The 20018-nt window shown below is 44.8% G+C and carries 21 protein-coding genes; 6 read left to right on the top strand and 15 right to left on the bottom strand.

The window, feature by feature from the left end; genetic code table 11:
- Positions 1 to 65 precede the first annotated feature (65 nt).
- Positions 66 to 164, bottom strand: a complete 99-nt coding sequence (locus OB236_RS24370) for a YjcZ family sporulation protein (RefSeq protein WP_256711359.1) — start codon at positions 162 to 164, stop codon at positions 66 to 68.
- 229 nt (positions 165 to 393) lie between these two features.
- Here OB236_RS24370 and OB236_RS24365 point away from each other — a divergent pair, with 229 nt between their 5' ends.
- The 4 genes from OB236_RS24365 (at position 394) to OB236_RS24350 (ending at position 2409) form a co-directional block, all read left to right on the top strand.
- A complete protein-coding gene (locus OB236_RS24365) occupies positions 394 to 711 on the top strand; it encodes an SPW repeat domain-containing protein (RefSeq protein WP_262686298.1) in 318 nt (105 codons plus the stop codon).
- A gap of 568 nt (positions 712 to 1279) precedes the next feature.
- Entirely contained in the window at positions 1280 to 1594 is a 315-nt protein-coding gene (locus OB236_RS24360; RefSeq protein WP_262686297.1) for a hypothetical protein, read from the top strand.
- A gap of 35 nt (positions 1595 to 1629) precedes the next feature.
- Positions 1630 to 1836 (top strand): DUF2536 family protein, encoded by a 207-nt coding sequence (locus OB236_RS24355; RefSeq protein ID WP_076232636.1) that lies wholly within the window; start codon positions 1630 to 1632, stop codon positions 1834 to 1836.
- Positions 1837 to 1971: 135 nt separating this feature from the next.
- Positions 1972 to 2409 (top strand): universal stress protein, encoded by a 438-nt coding sequence (locus OB236_RS24350; RefSeq protein ID WP_076232634.1) that lies wholly within the window; start codon positions 1972 to 1974, stop codon positions 2407 to 2409.
- An 80-nt stretch (positions 2410 to 2489) separates the two neighbouring features.
- Here OB236_RS24350 and OB236_RS24345 read toward each other — a convergent pair whose 3' ends face one another.
- The 3 genes from OB236_RS24345 to OB236_RS24335 all read right to left on the bottom strand — a co-directional run bounded on the left by OB236_RS24345 (position 2490) and on the right by OB236_RS24335 (position 6433).
- Positions 2490 to 4826, bottom strand: coding sequence for an S-layer homology domain-containing protein (locus tag OB236_RS24345; RefSeq protein ID WP_262686296.1), 2337 nt, complete (start codon positions 4824 to 4826; stop codon positions 2490 to 2492).
- 184 nt (positions 4827 to 5010) lie between these two features.
- On the bottom strand, positions 5011 to 5451 hold the full coding sequence (locus OB236_RS24340; RefSeq protein WP_262686295.1) for a carboxymuconolactone decarboxylase family protein: 441 nt from the start codon (positions 5449 to 5451) through the stop codon (positions 5011 to 5013).
- Positions 5452 to 5560: 109 nt separating this feature from the next.
- Positions 5561 to 6433: an RNA polymerase sigma-70 factor gene (locus OB236_RS24335; RefSeq protein ID WP_262686294.1), complete on the bottom strand. Its 873-nt coding sequence runs from the start codon at positions 6431 to 6433 to the stop codon at positions 5561 to 5563.
- Positions 6434 to 6670: 237 nt separating this feature from the next.
- On the opposite strand from OB236_RS24335, the gene OB236_RS24330 reads away from it, so the two are divergent.
- Positions 6671 to 7951, top strand: a complete 1281-nt coding sequence (locus tag OB236_RS24330) for an ArsB/NhaD family transporter (protein WP_262686292.1) — start codon at positions 6671 to 6673, stop codon at positions 7949 to 7951.
- Between the two features lie 55 nt (positions 7952 to 8006).
- On the opposite strand, the gene OB236_RS24325 is transcribed toward OB236_RS24330, so the two are convergent.
- The 6 genes from OB236_RS24325 to OB236_RS24300 form a co-directional block, all read right to left on the bottom strand.
- On the bottom strand, positions 8007 to 9347 hold the full coding sequence (locus tag OB236_RS24325) for a glycosyl hydrolase family 28-related protein (protein WP_262686291.1): 1341 nt from the start codon (positions 9345 to 9347) through the stop codon (positions 8007 to 8009).
- Between the two features lie 113 nt (positions 9348 to 9460).
- The gene (locus tag OB236_RS24320) at positions 9461 to 9748 is read right to left on the bottom strand and encodes a stage VI sporulation protein F (RefSeq protein ID WP_076232620.1); all 288 of its coding nucleotides are present in this window, start codon (positions 9746 to 9748) and stop codon (positions 9461 to 9463) included.
- 89 nt (positions 9749 to 9837) lie between these two features.
- Positions 9838 to 11892 carry an ATP-dependent DNA helicase RecG gene (recG, locus tag OB236_RS24315; RefSeq protein WP_262686290.1) on the bottom strand — a complete coding sequence of 685 codons (2055 nt, stop codon included), beginning with the start codon at positions 11890 to 11892 and terminating at the stop codon, positions 9838 to 9840.
- Position 11893: 1 nt separating this feature from the next.
- Positions 11894 to 12745 (bottom strand): DegV family protein, encoded by an 852-nt coding sequence (locus OB236_RS24310; protein ID WP_262686289.1) that lies wholly within the window; start codon positions 12743 to 12745, stop codon positions 11894 to 11896.
- 42 nt (positions 12746 to 12787) lie between these two features.
- Positions 12788 to 14575 carry a DAK2 domain-containing protein gene (locus tag OB236_RS24305; RefSeq protein ID WP_262686288.1) on the bottom strand — a complete coding sequence of 596 codons (1788 nt, stop codon included), beginning with the start codon at positions 14573 to 14575 and terminating at the stop codon, positions 12788 to 12790.
- 60 nt (positions 14576 to 14635) lie between these two features.
- Positions 14636 to 14998 (bottom strand): Asp23/Gls24 family envelope stress response protein, encoded by a 363-nt coding sequence (locus OB236_RS24300; RefSeq protein WP_262686287.1) that lies wholly within the window; start codon positions 14996 to 14998, stop codon positions 14636 to 14638.
- 233 nt (positions 14999 to 15231) lie between these two features.
- Here OB236_RS24300 and rpmB point away from each other — a divergent pair, with 233 nt between their 5' ends.
- A complete protein-coding gene (gene rpmB, locus OB236_RS24295; protein ID WP_076232610.1) occupies positions 15232 to 15420 on the top strand; it encodes a 50S ribosomal protein L28 in 189 nt (62 codons plus the stop codon).
- 91 nt (positions 15421 to 15511) lie between these two features.
- On the opposite strand, the gene spoVM is transcribed toward rpmB, so the two are convergent.
- The 5 genes from spoVM to pknB all read right to left on the bottom strand — a co-directional run bounded on the left by spoVM (position 15512) and on the right by pknB (position 20012).
- Positions 15512 to 15592, bottom strand: coding sequence for a stage V sporulation protein SpoVM (spoVM, locus tag OB236_RS24290; RefSeq protein WP_076232607.1), 81 nt, complete (start codon positions 15590 to 15592; stop codon positions 15512 to 15514).
- Positions 15593 to 15826: 234 nt separating this feature from the next.
- A complete protein-coding gene (locus tag OB236_RS24285; protein WP_076232604.1) occupies positions 15827 to 16084 on the bottom strand; it encodes a hypothetical protein in 258 nt (85 codons plus the stop codon).
- Positions 16085 to 16091: 7 nt separating this feature from the next.
- The gene (gene rpe / locus OB236_RS24280; protein WP_262686286.1) at positions 16092 to 16748 is read right to left on the bottom strand and encodes a ribulose-phosphate 3-epimerase; all 657 of its coding nucleotides are present in this window, start codon (positions 16746 to 16748) and stop codon (positions 16092 to 16094) included.
- A gap of 1 nt (position 16749) precedes the next feature.
- Complete coding sequence (rsgA, locus tag OB236_RS24275) at positions 16750 to 17709, bottom strand: ribosome small subunit-dependent GTPase A (RefSeq protein ID WP_262686285.1); 960 nt, start codon at positions 17707 to 17709, stop codon at positions 16750 to 16752.
- A gap of 5 nt (positions 17710 to 17714) precedes the next feature.
- Positions 17715 to 20012, bottom strand: coding sequence for a Stk1 family PASTA domain-containing Ser/Thr kinase (pknB, locus tag OB236_RS24270; protein WP_262686284.1), 2298 nt, complete (start codon positions 20010 to 20012; stop codon positions 17715 to 17717).
- Positions 20013 to 20018 lie beyond the last annotated feature (6 nt).

The raw sequence follows: 20018 nt of genomic DNA, 5'->3' as shown, positions 1-20018 counted from the left end.
GCGAAGGGTCCTAAATTTTTGTTGTCGAAATTTATTGCTGTTCACACTACGCCTAAAATTATCGATTAATACAAAAAGGTAGTGCTAATAATAACTAAAAGTATAAACAGTACAAGAATAGCACCTGTGGAAGTAAAACCGCGATGTCCAGCTATTTCACTCAATGTTAGCTCCCCCTTTCAATGGAAATCATTAGGATATGGAACATAATCATAATATGAAATAAATGGCTCTAAAGATTGGGCTTCAACTAAAGGGATGTAACCCATCTACGTTGTTTATTCATATATTTTTCGAAAATATTAATTGAGCGGTATTATCAAAGATGTAAGCACTTGCATATAAATATAATGTGCCCCAATATGGTCGCATTAAATTTATTGGAGGTGTACGATGAGAACAAGAAATTCATTAACTGCCTTATTCGGCTTTTGGTTTGTTATCTCCCCATGGGTTCTTGGCCTATCTAACCTTTCTGTAGTTGTGTGGACTAGTGTTTGTTTAGGAACGCTTCAGCTTTGCGCTTCCCTGTTGGCTCTTAAGAAATCAAAATTTAATGTTTTGGAAAACTGGTTCACGTTACTTACCGGATTATGGTTCGCCATTTTTTCAATAAATTTCTCATTAAGCTTCAGCCAAACCTGGAGTGTAGGAATACTCGGTTTGCTAACCGTGGCGCTAGTTTTGTGGAATATGGATACCACTTTATAAATTTGTAAACGATTTCATTAACTGGTTCATATTATGCTCAAGCCGATTGCTGAATGTGATTATTATGCCCTCTACAAACTTTTAACAAAAAGCCAGTTAATATTTTACAATTGGATGCTACTCTAAAGTTACATTCAAATAAAAGTGAGGTCATACTATGAACATTGTATTAGAGGAAATAGAGATACATCCTTCTAACAGCTGTTTGGCTGATTACAACAGGTTCACTAAACTCTCATCATCGGAACTAGCTGCTGTCCAAGGACGCTATTATCGTGAGCTTCATCAACTACAGCATGAACTAGACGAATTATTAAATGATCTGCGTCAGTGTATACTTAACAATAAAAGAAAATAAGCCCTTACTTCTTTTTGAAGATTAGAAAAAACCTAAAGTGAATTGTTCACTTTAGGTTTTTCAATTTGTGTCCCTACACGTTCTGAATGAGACATTTCTTAGATTAGCTGCTTGATGGCGATTGATCTATCTTCGAAAGCTATTTTCAAGTACAAATTAAACTGACTCTATGTTATTCTGATGAAAGTATACAAAAGGAGCCACCCCAATATGACTTTTGATAAGATGACCTCCCTTTCATTGTGTATCGTTGTACTGATTGTCATCACCGGCATCATCCTGGTTGTCATGAAGCGGCAGCGTAAAAATCAGAATCCATTCGCTGTACACGCCAAAAATTCCTCCCGAAAGCAGAGACAAACGGATTCATCCGGAAAACCTTCAAGCCAGCAGCAAAGCTGCTCCTACTGCAAACGCAAGGTAAATCCGAAGGAGCTCGCGTTTTATTCCGGACATGAGAAGGTGGTTGGCGTATGTAAAACCTGCAGACCGATTGCAGAGCGTCAATCTTTACTTAGACTATAGATAGAATGATGACCAACACAGAGGAGCGAAACCAAATGAGCTTTATGCTGGATAAAATGGAAAACAAGATCGAGTTTTTTGAAGCTTACGATCTCAAAACGCTAGAAAGAAAAATTGCTGAGCAGATTGATAATAATAAAGCCTTGTTATTAGGCGTCCATTCCATCAGCCATAACATCGTCTTCAACCCGCTTCATAATAAGATGCTATACAGCGCGGTCGTTCATTTTAAAGCCTTGTAATTGGGTGAATTTCTCAAGTTAAGCTGATTATTTCTCAAATAATACATATCATTACAGTACGAATATTCTGACTATTTGATCTGTAGTTATGCTATAATAAGCTTGTAAGCCAATCTCGCAGAAGGGGTGATTAAAGTGCTATTTACTAAAATCCTTGTTGCGTTTGATGGTTCTAATCTCTCTAAAAAAGCACTCGAAAAAGCAGTCAGCTTGGTTCAAGAGCAAACCCGTATTTCTCAAGCACCGCATTTAGATATTATCCACGTTTACCATTACCCTTCTGTCGCTAGCACTCCCTACTTTGTGGATGCGACTGCAAGCACTTACATTATTGAGCAGGGGAAAGCGATTATAGAAGAAGCCAAGTCCTTCGTACCCGCTGAACTTTCTGTCAAGTATGTTCTTCTACAAGGTCCACCTGCTGCAACCATACTTCAATATGCCGAAGAGAAGCATCACGACCTCATTATTACCGGCAGCCGCGGCTTGGGACCTATAAGAGAATTCTTTCTGGGCAGCGTAAGTCATCACATTGTTCACAATGCTAAGGTACCTGTATTAATTGTAAAATAAACCGAAAAGCACGTACTCTCTTTTTTTGGGAGTACGTGCTTTTTTATTGAGTTATTATAAATGAATGATTGCCTATTGTCTTACCGTGGTGTGTCCAGCAGTTGGGAATGGGCCTTCAAAAAGTTGTAAAAGAACGTAGCAGCTTGCGCACGGGTTACTTTCTCATAAGGAGAGAAGGTTTCACCATTCAACGTGACGATATCCAAGGCGCTCACGATCGCAATGGCTCCTTGATTGGGCAGCTCATTCACATCTGTTGCCTTGGTCGTGAACAAGCCTTTAACCTTGGACAGATTACTATATCCAAGTGCCTTGACAATCAGATCGGCTACTTCAGATCGAGTCAATGCAGCATCTGGATCAAATGTGCCGGATGCCCGGTCAATCAGATTATAATCAATTGCATTTTCTACGTAAGGAAAATATTTGGAATCCTTGGTTACATCAGAGAAGCTGGCCGAACGATCGGCATAATCAGAAGCAACCGGGAAATAACCGCCATTCAAAGTTGTAATAAACATTTGCACCAATTCACCACGCGTAATCAATGCATCCGGCTGTACTTTGCCATCCACCAGATCCAGTGCCTCATAATCGAGCATAAGTTTTAAAGCTTCTTCTGCCCAATTTCCCTTTAGATCAACGGGATCGGTAATACGCGGATGTACGATCTGGTTGGTTTCGTTATTTCTCCATTCCCCGGTACCTGCATCCAGATAAGTCAGCTCACGGAATTGAAAAATTGGCTTCAGATTATACACAAGCTTAGTCTCAATCTGTGCCATCGGAAGCGTAAGGTCTTGCTGCTGAGCATACTCCTTGTCCTTATCCACAACGATATATTGCTGTTCCACCTTATACTGGGACATCCAAATATCTCTGGCCTTCTGGACGGATATAACCTTCGGCGGCTCGGCCGGATAATACGAAGTAAGCAAATTGCTGTTGAATTCCTGGATTTCTGCCGTTTGTCGATCAAAGCTGATCGTAACGGAATCATTGGGGATATCAACTCCATTGATATTGCGTCGGAAATAATACTCAAAGGTTTGCATTTGTTGGAGTTCTTCTTGTGTATACCCGCCATATTGAGGATCCAGATACAATTCATGAGCATAATCTGGCAGCAGCTGTTTGACCGACTCCAGTGCCTTTATTTTTAGCTCGTCATAGCTGGGTGTGCCTGATTGGGAAGTTACCTTTGAGTCCGCATAATTAAATGCATACCTGGAATAACGCAGCACAGCGCCTGTACTGCTGTCCACAGTTGCATATATCGAAGAATCATCGTATTTCTTATCTGAAGCAACTGACCAGCTTAAATCCCATTCAAAAGAAGTCACGCCTGTAATCGGATCGGTGTTTTCTTGATAATCGGTTGCTTGCAACTTCGCACTGGCCGGAAGGGGGATGACTGATGATACTTGCGCTGCAGCCTGTTCCTTGGTCAGTTTCTGCGCCTTAGGTAATCCATTCGTAATACGCTTGTCGCTAGCCGGAATCGCTTTGGGCTGCTTCTCTTTCTTTAATCCTGAGGGCAGGAGTGCTTCCCCTGTCTCGGCATCCAGCAAGAAAGCATCCGTCTCATACGCCACAGCAGGCGCAGCAAATCCGTTTGGAGTATTAGGAACGATATATTGGAGACGAGGCTCTGCCAATTTATTGAATTGCTCAGCAGCTTGTCCAAGTGAGATCGGGTTACGCGGTGCCTGGAAAGTAAGCTGCTCGTCCCATTGCAGCATGTAAGAAAGAATTTTGCCTTCGCCATTTACAGTCATCACAACATAATTTTGCGGGAATACGACTCCGTTCACGACTCTCAAATAACAAAGTGGATATTCTACGTTGCCATCAAGCGGTTTACGGAAGCTTTTCTCATAATCCTCATCATATAGAAGCTGGTTTATTTCTTGCGGATTGGTCTTGGTTATGTAATCTAGAGCCGTTTGCTTGGCATGCTCCAAATCGATCTTGGGCGGGAACGTAAGTTTCTTGTCAGTGTCCATTTCATTAATATAAAAGGAGAGCAGCTTTCCGGTATCTGACTCTATCGTCACGCTGATATCCCCATAGCTTTTCTGATCCTTTTTCGAAAAAGAAATGATCCACGAGCCGCGACTGTTGCTTATTGTGTACAAATTGCTTTGATAACCTACCCCCTCAAGAATGTAGCCACTTGGGATAGCCACATACTGTTTGGCCAGCTCGATGGCCCGGTCACGCTTTATTATTGTATCTGCAGGTGCCTCGTCGCTTCCCTCATACTCTAATTCAAGCAGTTCGGCTTCCTTATCAGCCACAGTCTGTGCTTGTAGGCCTGGGTACACATGATTGGCATATAAAGATTGTGCCGAGGCAGGAGCAACGGAACCTAGGAGCAGAACGCTCGCGATACTGGCAATTCCGATTGTTTTCATAAGATTCCTGTCTCCTCTCGTTCATGGCTTTAATTAACACTTTCTAATTATAACGTTTATTCAGGAAAAAGGTTGCATATTTCTTCCAAAACAAAAGAACCTCTACCCAATTACTCGGTAAAGGCTCCTTAAATACCCGTCCAACTGTTAGAAACAACCTGCAATCCAACGCTTGCAGCAGTACTTAAGTCGTTGGAAACATACCCGTCGATATTGCTATACGGTTCCAGCTGTTGATCGTGTTGATCGCCATAATCAAATTAACAAACTCGGTTTCATCAAAATGCTCCCGAACCTTTTCATACAATTCCTGTGAAACCCCTTCTTTGGATATAAGCGTTACAGCTTCTGTCAATGCCAGAACGGTTTGTTCGGCCTCTGTATAGAATGGAGCTTCACGCCAGGCACTTAGCAAGTAAAGACGCTGCTCCGTCTCACCCATTGAACGTGCATCCGCGGTATGCATATTGAGGCAAAAAGCACATCCGTTAATTTGTGAGGCTCGGATTTTGATCAGCTCATACAGCTTTTTATCCAAACCGCAGCTTTGGATGAAGCTTTCCATTTTCAACATCGCTTGTAGGGCTTGGGGTTGGACCTCACGATAATTTAATCGGGTTTGCATCCAAATCTCTCCTTTGGTAATCTCTTTTATTGGAACTACACTAATAAGACCACTAAAGGCAAGATTCTGTGACCAAAAGTGAAAAGATTGTATCCCGATATCCCGAGTACTATCGGTAGTGCTTAAGCTTATCAGGATTGGATACCTTGTAAATCGTTTGAATAGCAGAGAGGTCCTCCGTCATCTCGAAACAAACCAAACATTTAAGCTGCCCTTGTTGAATGAGTACAATCCCAAGTTCGCCATTGATCTGTACCAGGCGGTATTCACCTGCAAGAGCTCCCTTCTGGAATATGCCTTCCCAAAAGGCTTGAATCCGAGCTCTTCCATAAATGGGATTAAGCGCCGCCCGTACTTTGCCACCTCCATCGGTAAGCAACGTACTATCTTCAATCAGCAAATGAATAAAAGCTTCGAAGCTGCCAGTTCTTGAAGCCTGGATAAATGCTTGAACAAACGCTTGCATCTGTTCGCCGTTTAGAGGAGTAGTGGCAGCCGCTTTATCCCGATCAAGTTTCGGCTTCAGACGACTCATCATCTTGCGACAGCTTACTTCGCTTTTACCCAACATCTCGGCGACATCCTTGTATTCAAATTCAAGAACCTCCCTCAGCACGTACACAGCCCGCTCCATCGGAGACAGCTGCTGGAGCAGCACAAGCAATGCATAAGTAACGGTTTCTTCCAGCACGATTCGGTCCTCTGGACTTCGCTCATTCATCTCGATGTCCGGTTCCGGAAGCCATGGACCGATATAAATTTCTCTTTGCTTACGAGAAGAATTCAACAAGTTCAAGCAGCGATTGGTCGTGATCTTGGCCAAATACGCTTTGATATGATGCACATCCTCCAGGCTTGTCTGCTGTAAGGATACAAATACGTCCTGAACGATATCCTCTGCGTCCGTTATCGATCCCAGCATTCGGTAGGCAATGGATAAAAGAAGGGGCTTATATGTTGTATACACCTGTTCAAATTTCATGAGTCTGTTTCTCCATTATTGGGTAGATTTGCGTACAGCAGCTATATCTTGACTTGTATCCGTATACCGATTTCCATTTACAACAATTGCATAATAAGCTATAGTATGATCTATAATATGATAATGCATGACCCGGAGGAGCCTGCCACTGCAGGCTTCTTTTTGTCTTTTTTGGAGTTCTGAGTGGGCTGTGGCAGGTGCACGGAGTCAGGATCGCACTATCTCAAGGAGGACATCATGGACAATCAGGCAATATTAGCAATTGGCATTTTTTTAATTAGTTACGCGCTTATTACCTCGGAAAAGATTCATCGTACCCTTGCCGCCATGCTGGGTGGTATCGTGATGATCATCTTGGGGGTCGTTAGTCAGGAAACGGCTTTACATCATATTGACTTCAACACATTGGGTTTGCTCATTGGTATGATGATTATGGTATCGATAACTTCTGAAACCGGTCTTTTTAAATATCTGGCTATATGGGCTGCCAAGAAAGGCAAAGGTGAACCCGTAACCATCCTGATTTATTTGGCTCTGATCACAGCTTTTGGATCAGCCTTGTTGGATAATGTGACCACTGTACTGTTGATGGTTCCTATTGCCTTCAGTATAACTCGCCAATTACAGGTAAATCCTTTGCCCTATTTAATTGTCATCATTATTACTTCTAATATCGGTGGCACCATGACCATGATCGGTGACCCACCCAATATTATGATCGGGAGTGCCGTCAAGGAACTCACTTTTATGGCATTTATTAATAATTTGTCTCTCATCTCAATATTCATATTGATCGTTACCTTAGTCATCTTTGTACTTATTTATCGCAAGCAGATACAAACGACTCCGGATTTGAAAGCCGGGATCATGCTTATGGATGAAAAAAGCGAAATCACGGATCCACTTTTACTCAAAAAATGCTTAAGTATGCTTGCACTAACGATTGGCGGTTTTTTTATTCATCAAATTATTCATGTGGAATCCGCAACAGTAGCGTTAACGGGTGCGTTCCTGCTGCTGCTTTTAACAGGCGAGCATTACCTGGAGAAATCTTTGAGCCGAGTTGAATGGACCACCGTCTTCTTTTTTATCGGACTGTTCGTCATTGTCTCTGGACTCGTTGAAACCGGAGTTATTGCAAGCCTCGCCAAGCAGGCCGTTCAGCTTACAGGCGGAAATGAAGTAGCGACCGCGATGCTGATCTTATGGCTCAGTGCTATTGCTTCAGCTTTTGTCGATAACATCCCTTTTGTGGCAACCATGATTCCCTTGATTCAGGATATGGGTACGATGGGAGTCACCAACCTGAACAGCTTGTGGTGGAGTCTTGCCTTAGGCGCATGCTTGGGAGGAAACGGCTCCTTGGTTGGCGCCAGTGCCAATCTGATTGTCGCTGGAATGGCAGCCAAGGAAGGACGCCCGATTACTTTTCTAGCCTTCCTGAAGATCGGATTTCCATTGATGATTCTTTCGATTGTTATATCCAGTGTGTATATTTATTTGCGCTATCTGATTTAAAAATGGAACAACAAATGAGCGGATTGCCCTATTTGAAGGACAACCCGCTCTTTTTTTAAAAGCCTGCTGTTACTGTTTCCATTCCATTGTCCGTCAGACCAGCTGTATTATCAAATCCTGAATTACTATGAACCATATTGGACTGGCAACGGTTCGAGCCAATCTTCACAGCTGATGTCGAACATTGAAATAAACTATTACCGGTAACCACATTTTGTTTGGCAATAGAAGCATTACCTTCGCCGATCGTATCGATCAGAATACCTAGCTCGACCCGACGCACCTCGTTTGCCTTCAGCGAATTGTCAGAACCATTGAGCACAACGATACCACGCACACTGGTGTCGATTTTATTACCCGTCATTACATTTCCATAAGGCCGATCATCCCCAGCGTTGTCTGCCGCCTCCAGTTGAACACCTGCGAATGTCGCACGTGTGATCGAATTGTTCACGATGTGATTATAGCTGCAAGCATCCTTGAGTCTAATTCCATAGGTACAGCTTATCTGCTTGTCGATCAAACCAAATGCCGTGATCGCATTACCATCTATCACATTGTACATGCATACGGAAAGCTTGGAAGACACCGTAATCGCTGCTTCGAGACAAGCTTCCATCACATTGCCCGCAACCAATGTGTAGGAGCAGCCTGCCGTTAGTTGAATGCAGGACCTAGGCAGACTTTTAAAATGATTCCCTTGAATGATATGATTCGCTCCACCTTCTGCCGTCACCCCATATCCCTCATAAGCACTATCTCCAGCTACGAGCGAGATGAACGAACAATCCTCAATGGTGACATGCTCAGAACGAGCCAAGTGCACACCATTAGCTATTCCTTTAAATAAGCATTTGCTAACACGAATAAACGATGCCTCTAGAATATGAATACCACGCTCAACCATAGAAGTTACTGAACTGGTAATATTGCCGATTCCTTCAAAAGTCAATCCTTCAATAGAAGCTTGTTTACCCTGAGCGGGACACATCACCATCTGTATGTTCACCAGACCCGCTTTAAGAACCGAAGCTTCCGCACCTGCCCCAAGCAGATGAACCTTGGAACGCAAAAACAACCCCGTTTTGATTATATATCGACCAGCAGGAAAATAGACCGTTCCTCCAGAAACAGCCGCCGCGTTAATGGCTGCCTGAATGAACGGGCTATCGTCCTGATCACTGCGATCATTTCCCTGAGCGCCAAAATCTTTAACGTTATACCACCATGTATTCGTATTCCCAACAGGGACCGTAACGGCCGCCTGGGCTCCACCCGGAAATCCGGCACCTGCAGCAAGTAACACACCTGCGGCACTTAAGCCTGCCAGCAGTTGCCTGCGGGTTATCGGTTTATTCGTATGTTTGTCCGTATCTGTAGGTTCCAATGGCAACAATGAAGGTTCCTCCCCCTGAGCAATCTACCCAAATTATAACTTGGGAGCGATCACTCTGGCAACCCGTCCAAGCATTTCTCTGCCATCTTCCATACCGCAAGCAGAACACCTTATTAACGGAACATACTCCACAGCTTAATTAAATGAAAAGTACTGTTCGGGTCAATCTTTTGTGCAATCACAAAGCTGATCATATTCTCTGTCTGCTTGTCTGTCAATTTCTCGCCTAGTACCTTGGATAGCATACCAACAAATCGCCTCACCTTGGAGCGATCCTGCAGATCATATTTGGTTACTCCTTGCAGCATCATTTTGATTCGTTCCTTGGTGTCAGGATTTTTCATTTTCAGCTTTACACGTTCTACAAAAGCCGGCTCAAATCCATATTTTTGATAGCTCATTCCTGCGAACACCTCCGACCGAGAAAATAGAACCCATAGTAAGTCTATGTCGGAGGAAACGAATATGTGCTTTTAAAATAAGTTAAGCATCAATCCAATAGTTCGCTGTCAAATATGTGTTCGCGACGTAAAAATTCACGCAATATACTGTAGGATGCACCCGTCCAAAAATCGGGCCGTTTTACAAGCTCGGCTGCATCATCGCGAGCCTGCTCCATCGTTTCAAAATCAGCCACCATATCCGCAAGTCGAAAGTCGGGCAAACCGCTCTGCTTCGTGCCAAAAAAATCTCCGGGACCACGAAGCTCGAGATCGCGGCGGGCGATTTCAAATCCATCATTCGTATCTGTCATCGCCTTCATTCGCTGCTTCCCGATCTCATTCTTGGGATCAGCGATGAGTACGCAGTAAGACTGGTGCTCTCCACGTCCGACACGACCACGCAGCTGATGCAGTTGGGAAAGTCCAAAACGGTGCGCATCGTATACGATCATCAGTGTCGCATTAGGGACGTCTACACCAACCTCGATAACTGTAGTCGACACGAGCACCTGAAGTCGATTGGCGCTAAACTCTCGCATAACCCCATCCTTATCAGCTGCGGGCATACGACCATGCAATAAACCAACCTGATAATCGGGAAAAGCAAATTGCAGCTGCGCATGAACATCAATGGCATTCTGCACATCCAGCTTTTCAGATTCCTCAATTAATGGACAGATTATATAAGCTTGCCGCCCTTCCGATACCTCACGGCGAATGAAACCGAGCACTCTTTCCAGCATATCATGGGTAACCGAATACGTCTTGATGGGCTTACGACCCTTCGGAAGCTCGCGTAATGTCGACACATCCATATCGCCAAATGCCGTAATCGCCAGCGTCCGTGGAATTGGAGTTGCTGTCATCGTCAGTACATCGGGATTCATGCCCTTGCGTCGCAGTATACTCCGTTGATTGACACCAAACCGATGCTGCTCGTCCGTAACGACAAGACCGAGACTGCGGAAGTACACATCCTCCTGAATCAATGCATGTGTCCCCACGACTATATCGATCAGGCCCATTTGCAGGGATGCCAAGAGATCACGCCGTTTTTTGTCCGAAACACTTCCGGTCAATAGACCGACCTGAATCCCATAAGGTTCAAATAAGCGGTCCAAAGAACGTTTGTGCTGCTCTGCCAGGATTTCTGTCGGGACCATGAGCGCTCCCTGATAACCAGCCTTGACGACAGCAAACAGCGCTGTAGCGGCTACAACGGTTTTCCCAGCACCTACATCTCCCTGAAGCAGCCGGCTCATACAGAACGACTGCTGTAAATCGTGCAGGATTTCTGCCAGTACATTCTTTTGTGAATCGGTGAGTACAAACGGCAATGCCCTGACAAAAGCGCGTACCTCCGGCAAATCCAGAGGATGGGCTACGCCATCTGCTCTTTCATGATTCAAGGCTCGGTATGCCTGCATCTTCAGCTGAAATAAAAACAGCTCCTCGTAAACCATCCGTTTACGTGCTCGCACTCCCTCTTGAACTGAGCCTGGCATATGCAGCAGCGAAACCGCCTGCTTACGGGACATCAGCTCATAGCGGTCCAGCAGCTCCTGTGGCAGTACTTCAATCAGAAGATCACCATACTGCTCCAGTGCCTGTCTGGTGGTCTTGCGCATCCACTTTTGCGTAATAGGTCCTGCAATCGAATAGACAGGCTGCAGCGTACCCGTCTGTGAGGATCCTTTACCGGGAAATTCAGACTCGGATACGGTAAGATGCAATCTTTTCTGATCCCACTTCCCGGTCAGTACAACCTCGGTTCCCGCTACCAGCTGGTCTTTCATAAAATGGCGGTTAAACCAGACAGCTGTAATAAATAAAGGGTCAACAACAATTTTACAAGTAAGACGGGACTTGATCCGACCATACATCTGCACCTGCGGTATTCCGACGATTGTACCCTGGACGGTAATCCGGTCGCCATCCTTCACCTCCGTGAGGTCACGAAGCGTATAATCTTCATATCGAAATGGGTAATAGTCGAGAAGCTCCCCCACCGTTGTTATGCCAAGCGCCAATAACTCTTCAGGCTTTTTCCCTCTGACTCCCTGTACCTGTTTAACTGGAATTTCATACACATTCAGCTTCATATTAAACCGGGCAGACGAACACAGCTACGGTTCCCGGACCGGTATGTGTGCCGACAACAGGACCAATTTGCGTAAGCTGCTGATGCTTCACATTAAAGTGCTGTTCCATCATCAAGCTGAATTCTTCCGCTCCTGCTTTACTATTTGCATCTGCAATTCCGATTTGCAGAGGTCGATCACCAAAATCTCGCTTCAGCAGCTCGACGATTCTTGCCAATGCTTTTTTATGACCACGGACCTTGTCCACAGAATACACCTCACCATCTGCATTCATTGACAAAATCGGCTTGATATTCAATAAAGAACCGAGTAGTGCAGCAGCTTTTCCGATACGACCACCCTTTTGCAGGTACTCCAGTGTATCAACCAGAAAATAAAGCTTCATTTCTTTCCTCATTCTATCTACGAGCTGTATAATCTCATCCTTGCTCTTGCCTTCTCTTGCTGCCTCTGCTGCTGCCACAACGTGCATGCCGAATCCGTAAGAACACAATTTGGAGTCAATCACAGTTACATCCACCGGCACCTCCAGCATGTTTTGGGCCAGAATAGCCGATTGATACGTACCACTTAATGCCGATGACAAATGAAAGGAAAGGATCGGTGCGTCCGACTCCTTCGCCAGCCTTTTGAAGGTTTCGAGAAATTCTACCGGAGACGGTTGAGAGGTGGTGGGCAGTACATGGGAAGCAACCAGCTTCTCAAAAAAAGCCTCAGATCTCATATCCACACCATCCTGATAGGTGTCAGCTCCAAAATGAACTTTCAAAGGAACCACGTGTATGTCAAGTGTGTGCTGCAACTCTGCCGGAATATCCGAAGTGCTGTCCGTAACGATGCGAACCTGTCTCAATCGATATCCCCCATTCTGTGCAATTTCATATTAAAACAATGCTTATTCTGCAGATATGATATAGAAATAAACAGGCTGGCCACCCCGATGAATTTCCACTTCCACGTCACTGTAGGTTTGTTCGATGTACTGTACCAGCTGTTGGCTCTGCTGTTCGTTCGCTTCTTCCCCGGTATAGATCGTAACCACTTCACCGCCATTGACAAGCAAGCTGTCGATTAACGCCCTGCAGGCTGTGAGTAAATTTTCATCTGCCGTAATAATTGTGCTATTATGGAGCCCGATATAATCTCCCTGCTTAATGTCCAGACCATCCAATGTCGTATCACGAACTGCATAAGTGACAGCTCCCGATTCAACCTGCTCTGCTGCCTGCTGCATAAGATTAATATTAACCTCAGGCTCCTCATTTTCCTGAAAAGCAATCATAGCCGCTATGCCTTGTGGAATGGTACGGGTTGGAATAACGACAAGATTTTTTCCTTCTACCAGTTGGACGGCTTGCTCTGCAGCCAGTAAAATATTAGAGTTGTTCGGCAATACAAAGACGGTCTGTGCATCAATCTGGTTTACAGCCTTAACGATATCCTCAGTACTTGGATTCATCGACTGGCCACCATGAATCACCTGATCCGCACCTAAACTTTTAAAAATTCCACTTATTCCTGCTCCCGCTGATATTGCCATGAAACCATAAGGCTGCAGCTTCACCGCTTCCTTTAGAACTTGCTGAGAAAGGACTGATGCCGAGGCTTCATGATGGTTATGCTGTGCCTGCTCCAATTCCTCCATCAAAATATGTGAATGCTGATCACGCATATTCTCGATCTTGATGCGACTCAGTTCGCCATACTCCATTGCCGCATTCATCACTGTACCTGGATATTCCGCATGAATATGGACTCTGACCAAGTCATCATCGGACACGACCAGAAGTGAATCACCGAATGCAGAAAGACGTTCACGGAAATCATGTTCCTCAAACGGGCGAGCCTTCGCCTTTTGCGTATTCAGTGTCACCATGAATTCGGTGCAATAACCGAATAAGATGTCCTCAGTTGCAAGCTTGGCTTGTGCGCTTACTGGCTCATGATGTCCCTGCTGCTTGTCGGTAACGCTTGCACTGCTAATAGCTCTTGGAGCCACTGCTAAATACCGCGCGCTGCTGGGTGTATGCCCAACGACGGTGTGAGTTGTGTCTATAGCCGAATCTGTCAATGCATGAACAAAACCATTATAAATAAACAGCAGTCCCTGCCCTCCGGCATCAACAACCCCAACCTGCTTCAATACAGGTAATTGCTCTGGCGTGTGAGCCAGGGCCTCACTTGCTCTATTGTAAATTTCATTCATCAGTGATTGAATGTCCGACGGCCGTTTGACATGCTGTATACCTTGTTTGGCAGCTTCCTTCGCTACGGTCAGAATCGTTCCCTCAACCGGCTTTACAACGGCCTTATATGCCATATCTACACCTTGCTGAAAAGCGGCTGCCAGCTGCTCGACATGGACCTCTTCCATATTCGCGATAGACTTGGCAAACCCACGAAACAACTGTGATAAAATAACTCCCGAGTTGCCTCTGGCTCCCATCAACAGCCCCTTCGCCAGAGCTTCTGCCGCTTTACCGATATGAGAAGAAGGACGTCGGCGCAGCTCTTCAACACCGGATGTAAAAGTCAGATTCATATTCGTTCCTGTATCCCCATCAGGTACAGGAAATACATTAAGCGCATTGACCTTATCCGCATTTTGACGGAGCTGTTCAGCACCCATTTCGACCATTCGAATAAAATCCGTTCCGTTTAGTACATTTAAGCGCTTACTCAAATGATTCCCTCCTTCTGCCACAAGTACCCTGCTCAGCACCAACAATAACCGCTTTTCAAGCTACTGAGCTACACGTACTCCTTGTACATAGATGTTCACAACGTCTACCTTTAGTCCAACAACATCGTTTAATATATATTTGACTTTCCTTTGTACATTTTGGGCGACCACTGATATTTTTGTACCATAACCGACAATGATGTAGAGATCGATGATGGGTGTTTCCTGACCATTTCGATGAACGACAACGCCTCTGCTCGAATTGTCACGTCTGAGTATTTCAGAAATTCCATCCTTTAATTGATTACGTGTTGCCATACCTACAAGTCCATAGCATTCCAAAGCAGCCGAACCCGCCAACATGGCGATGACCTCATCTGCTACATATATTTTTCCATATTCCGCATCCAGTTCAATCGTCATCTTCCCAGCCCCTTTGGTTTACAAGTTATCCTTGTCTCATTCTACTATAATAACATGAATAAATAAATAAATACGCCAATTGTCCACACAAAATCATCATTGTGACATTGACGGCATTTATTGTGCTGTGATATGATATTCAAGTATGTTTTTGAATACTCTTTGCTTATAGAGAGATCGCTTCCGAGGACAAGACTTAAGGGTCTTCGAGGCTTTTAAGGAGGTGTAGTACAATGTCCCGCAAATGTTTCATTACTGGCAAAAAACCTGGAACAGGCAACCACGTTTCTCATGCGAATAACAAGGCGAAACGTACTTGGGGTGTTAACGTTCAAAAGGTTCGTATTCTTGTGGACGGTAAACCAAAGCGTGTTTATGTTAGCACAAGGGCTTTGAAATCCGGCAAAATCGCACGTGTGTAGTTTCACTTCCACGTACAAAAAGCACCTGCTCTCAGGTGCTTTTTTTGGTGTTCGTACAGAGGCGTCCACGATTTCTATTCGCATCCATGTATCAATTTTTGCTGAATGTATGAAGTACAGCCTTTACAAGACCGCCCAAAAACCTTGGTAGCTTGATTGTATAAAATTTCACTTCTACCCCTCCTTCAGCTCACTCGATTGTTCGTTTTCCTGACATTGCATTCCTCATTTGACCAGGAACATGGCTCATCATACTCCATTATATTCCGCAGCTTGGAAAAAGTGCCTAACATTTAACCAAGTCCAAAATAAAACAAAAAAAGGCCACAAAAGCCGTAACTTTTGTAACCAGTTTATGAGGCATCATGCCGATTTATGACAAAACCATTGAACTAATCCGTCTTGTCTAACTAGGAGCAGGAACATCACCATATTGTAGGTATCGATAAAAAGCATAAACAACCGCTGCAATAAAATACAGAATAATCGTCAATATGACAAATGTAATCCGCATCCATTTTTCATCATGCTTTTTGAAAAATTGAATACCCAGATACAAGGCACCTAAAGAAAATAAATATTTAAGCAAGTCCTGAATTTGCGAAAAAAGATTAAGCAGCACCGCGCACAGCAAACTGTACATCAATACGATCAGGAATTTCAAAGAACGATCACTCCCTGCCTCGTATTAACCTGATCGCTTCTGCACGATCCGCATGTCCAAACACGGCATTGCCCGCTACAAGAACATTGGCTCCAGCGGCCGCAACCTGACGCGCTGTCTCAGCATTCACACCACCATCCACTTGAATATCGACATGGTGAAGCCCCCGCTCATTCAGCATTTCGCGCAGCTTGGAAATTTTCGGCAGCATTCCTTCAATAAATTGTTGACCGCCAAAACCAGGATTAACGGTCATTAACAGCACATAATCCAGGCTCTCGTTCATTACATACTCAATTGAAGATAGCGGTGTTGCCGGATTCAGCACGACACCCGCTTTGATTCCCTGTTCTTTTATAAATTTCAAAGTCCGATGCAGATGCTTGCAGGCTTCTACATGAACGGATATGTGATCTGCTCCCGCTTGGACGAAAGCAGGAATATATGCATCCGGATTCTCGATCATCAAATGGACATCGAGAGGAAGCTGTGTGTGTGGACGGATCGCTTGCACGATAAGGGGTCCGATCGTAATGTTAGGGACAAAATGCCCGTCCATGACATCAACGTGGATCCAATCTGCTCCCCCTTTTTCCACATCAGCAATTTCGGCTCCCAATTGGGCAAAGTCTGCGGATAATATGGATGGTGCAATAATCAGCATATCAGTACCTCCTTTTTCTGTCTTTAATTTCCCCTAAAAAATGCAAGTAGTGTTTATACCGCGAAGGTGCGATATGCCCAGCTTGTGTGGCTTCAATCACTTTACATTCCGGCTCATGCAGATGCACACAGCCTCGAAACTTGCATTGTGCAGAGTAGGGCCGGAATTCCTTAAAGCTGTCACTCAGATCCTCGGCTTCCTTCACCTGCATAAAATCAAGTGAGCTGAAGCCCGGTGTATCTGCGACAAGTCCTCCATTGTGCAGTCGAATCAGCTCCACATGACGAGTTGTATGCTTTCCTCTGCCAAGCTTCATACTGATCTGATTCGTTTCCAGCTGCAGCCCCGGTACCATAGCGTTCAGCAATGAGGATTTGCCGACACCAGATTGGCCTGCAAACACGCTGATATGGCCTGCCAAGCGATCCAGAACGGTATCGATGCCTATTCCCAGCTTGGCGCTTGTTACCACTACCTGATACCCAATCGCTTCATACATACGAACGACCTCTTGCATCGTTTGCGGGATATCCTTTTCATCCAGCAGATTTACCGAGCTTTCTTCTTCCAAAGAAACAACGGGACAAGGAATTTCTTCAATCAAATCCTGCTTCGTTAAGCAGATGATCGTATGCAGACCGGAGCTTTCGGTATGCACCAGAAATTTGTCCAGCAGCTGCAAATTCAAAGCTGGCTCCTGTACAGCGAATACAAGAACAGCCAGCTCTACATTGGCAATCGGTGGACGTACAAGTTCCGAGATGCGCGGCAAAATCTCATCTACAGTGCCTTCTCCATTATCAGTCAGCTCATACTTGACACGGTCCCCTACAAGAGGGGACTCGCCTCGTTTTTTGAAAATACCACGGGCACGACACTGAATCGATACCATGTTGTGCTCATCTTCAGGAAGGACATAATAAAAACCACTTAGTGCCTTGATAATTAAGCCGGATGGCATCTATCTTAGCCCCCTGTATTAGTTGGATTACTTGGTTTGACATTCGTTGGTGCTGCCGGATTGGCTGCCGGGGCAGCGGGAGGCGTTCCCCCCGTTGTCGGTGTTGTTCCAGTTCCAGCCCCTGTTCCTGCACCGGTACCTCCGGGAGCTGGAGTTCCAGGATTGGCTGGAGTTGTGTTCCCACCCGGTTTCGCTCCTGCTCCCGTGTCTGGCGTACTGGTACCGGTTCCTGGAGCTTGCGGTGTTGTTGGCTTGGTAGTATTACCAGTTCCGGTTGGATTCTGTGTAGAAGAGCCTGCTGATCCCGACGCTGGCGGACTAAACGGCTTGCCGCTCTTCTGAGCCAGGTAATCCTGGTAAGTAACTGTAATCAGATCAGTGAGCTCATTATCCTGCCTAACTTTAATAATCGCATTTTTATCAGGAGCAACAACCAGCTTGACCTCAACCTCTGAAGGCTTTGTCACATTAGGAATCGATTTGTAATCAAATTCATCATACTGGGCATCGGTCAAATTAATCTTGATCGTGCTCGCTTTCCCTTCGACAGCTGGCTTATACGGAATTTTAATGGTCATAGGACCCGCATTCTCAGGAAAACCTGAGGAAATAATCAATTGGGTGATCTCCGAACCCGGAGAAACCTCTTCATCATGCTCATAAGGGAACTGTCTGACAACTCTGCCTTTGGGCTGTTTATAGCTCGCTTCCGTCGTCACATTACTGGCTGCCAGCTTCAGCTTGTTAGCCGTAATCCAGGCTCTTGCTGCCTCCTCGGTTAAACCGATCAGGTCCTTCATCTTGAACGTTTCTTTGCCCTTGCTTATGACCAGTTTTACATTTACCTTCAGCGGATCGATCTGTTCATTAGATACCGGCGTCTGCTGTAGTACAGTTCCAGGGTCCTTTTCTTCAAATTGCTGCTCCACGGCAATTCGTTCTTGATTAATACCCATTGCCATTAAAGCTGTTTTGGCATCTGCTAAATTGGAGCTAACCAGATTAGGCATCTTCTGCAATTCAATACCTTTACTTACATGCAGTGTAATTTTGCTATTTATTAATTTTTTCATATTGCTGGAACTTTGGCTGATAACGACATCTTTGGGAACATCTTTGGAATCTTCCCTAATAACATCATTATCCAACTGAGCATCCTTTAGCATCTGTTGGGCTTCTGCCAGAGGCTTGCCTACTACATTAGGCACCATAACCTCTTGAACCTTCATACTGGCCTTGACATATCCCACCATATACCACATACCGCCCAATAATCCGATCAAGACAACTATCCAAATGACAGGCTTGACCCATACTCGTTTCTTTTTTTCATTGTATGAAGAATCCGCCTTGGAATAGCCCTCATCATCATCTTCTTCATTCATGGGTACATATTGACCCGGACGTATGGCTGGTATCACTCTTGTTTTTTCCTCATCCAGCTCATCAATATCTTTGAAAATCAGCTTGGCTTCATTCCGTCTATGCGGAAGCAAGCAGCTTTCCAGATCCTCAAGCATTTGACTGGCTGAGCTATAACGATCAGATGGATCTTTACGCACTGCACGTAAAATCACGTTTTCCACACTTTGCGGAATTAATGGATTAACGAGGCGTGGATCCTCTACATTTTCCTGCAGATGCTTGAGGGCTACGCTAATCGGACTTTCTCCGATAAAAGGCAGCTTTCCAGTCAACATCTGATACATGACAATTCCAAGTGAATACAGGTCTGATTGTTCCCCTGTAAAGGTTCCCTTCGCATGCTCAGGGGAAAAATAATGAACAGAGCCCATGACAGAGCCTGTTTGTGTGATGGTAGACGAGGTAACAGCTCGCGCGATTCCAAAATCCGTAACCTTCACCCTGCCATTTTTGCCGATAAGTATATTATGAGGTTTGATATCACGATGAATGATTTGATTATGATGGGCGTGCTCAAGAGCTTCACAAATTTGGCTGGCTATTCGAATCGCTTCCTCCACCTGAAGCGGAGCTTTATCTTTGATCAAATCGTTTAGCGTTGTACCTTCAATGTATTCCATCACAATATAATGGATTTCTTCCTCTTGTCCCACATCATAAATACTAACGATATTCGAGTGTGATAATGAAGCCGCTGCTTGTGCTTCCCGACGGAACCTTTCAATAAATTCCTCATCATGCACATATTGCAGACGGAGTATTTTAACGGCAACGTGCCGGTGCAGCAAAATATCCAGAGCCTTGTATACGATGGCCATTCCGCCTCCGCCTACGCGATCCAGAATTTCGTAACGGCCTCCCAGCTGCTTGCCCTTCATTCATCA

The sequence above is a fragment of the Paenibacillus baimaensis genome, assembly GCF_025567575.1.
Note: the sequence above shows the minus strand (reverse complement) of the source record. Positions and strands in the feature narration are given on the sequence as shown.

Coding starts and splice junctions, on each gene's coding strand:
- OB236_RS24365 (WP_262686298.1), top strand. CDS start 394: ATGAGAACAAGAAATTCATTAACTGCCTTATTCGGCTTTTGGTTTGTT.
- OB236_RS24360 (WP_262686297.1), top strand. CDS start 1,280: ATGACTTTTGATAAGATGACCTCCCTTTCATTGTGTATCGTTGTACTG.
- OB236_RS24355 (WP_076232636.1), top strand. CDS start 1,630: ATGAGCTTTATGCTGGATAAAATGGAAAACAAGATCGAGTTTTTTGAA.
- OB236_RS24345 (WP_262686296.1), bottom strand. CDS start 4,826: ATGAAAACAATCGGAATTGCCAGTATCGCGAGCGTTCTGCTCCTAGGT.
- OB236_RS24340 (WP_262686295.1), bottom strand. CDS start 5,451: ATGCAAACCCGATTAAATTATCGTGAGGTCCAACCCCAAGCCCTACAA.
- OB236_RS24335 (WP_262686294.1), bottom strand. CDS start 6,433: ATGAAATTTGAACAGGTGTATACAACATATAAGCCCCTTCTTTTATCC.
- OB236_RS24330 (WP_262686292.1), top strand. CDS start 6,671: ATGGACAATCAGGCAATATTAGCAATTGGCATTTTTTTAATTAGTTAC.
- OB236_RS24320 (WP_076232620.1), bottom strand. CDS start 9,748: ATGAGCTATCAAAAATATGGATTTGAGCCGGCTTTTGTAGAACGTGTA.
- recG (WP_262686290.1), bottom strand. CDS start 11,892: ATGAAGCTGAATGTGTATGAAATTCCAGTTAAACAGGTACAGGGAGTC.
- OB236_RS24300 (WP_262686287.1), bottom strand. CDS start 14,998: ATGACGATTGAACTGGATGCGGAATATGGAAAAATATATGTAGCAGAT.
- rpmB (WP_076232610.1), top strand. CDS start 15,232: ATGTCCCGCAAATGTTTCATTACTGGCAAAAAACCTGGAACAGGCAAC.
- rpe (WP_262686286.1), bottom strand. CDS start 16,748: ATGCTGATTATTGCACCATCCATATTATCCGCAGACTTTGCCCAATTG.
- rsgA (WP_262686285.1), bottom strand. CDS start 17,709: ATGCCATCCGGCTTAATTATCAAGGCACTAAGTGGTTTTTATTATGTC.
- pknB (WP_262686284.1), bottom strand. CDS start 20,012: ATGAAGGGCAAGCAGCTGGGAGGCCGTTACGAAATTCTGGATCGCGTA.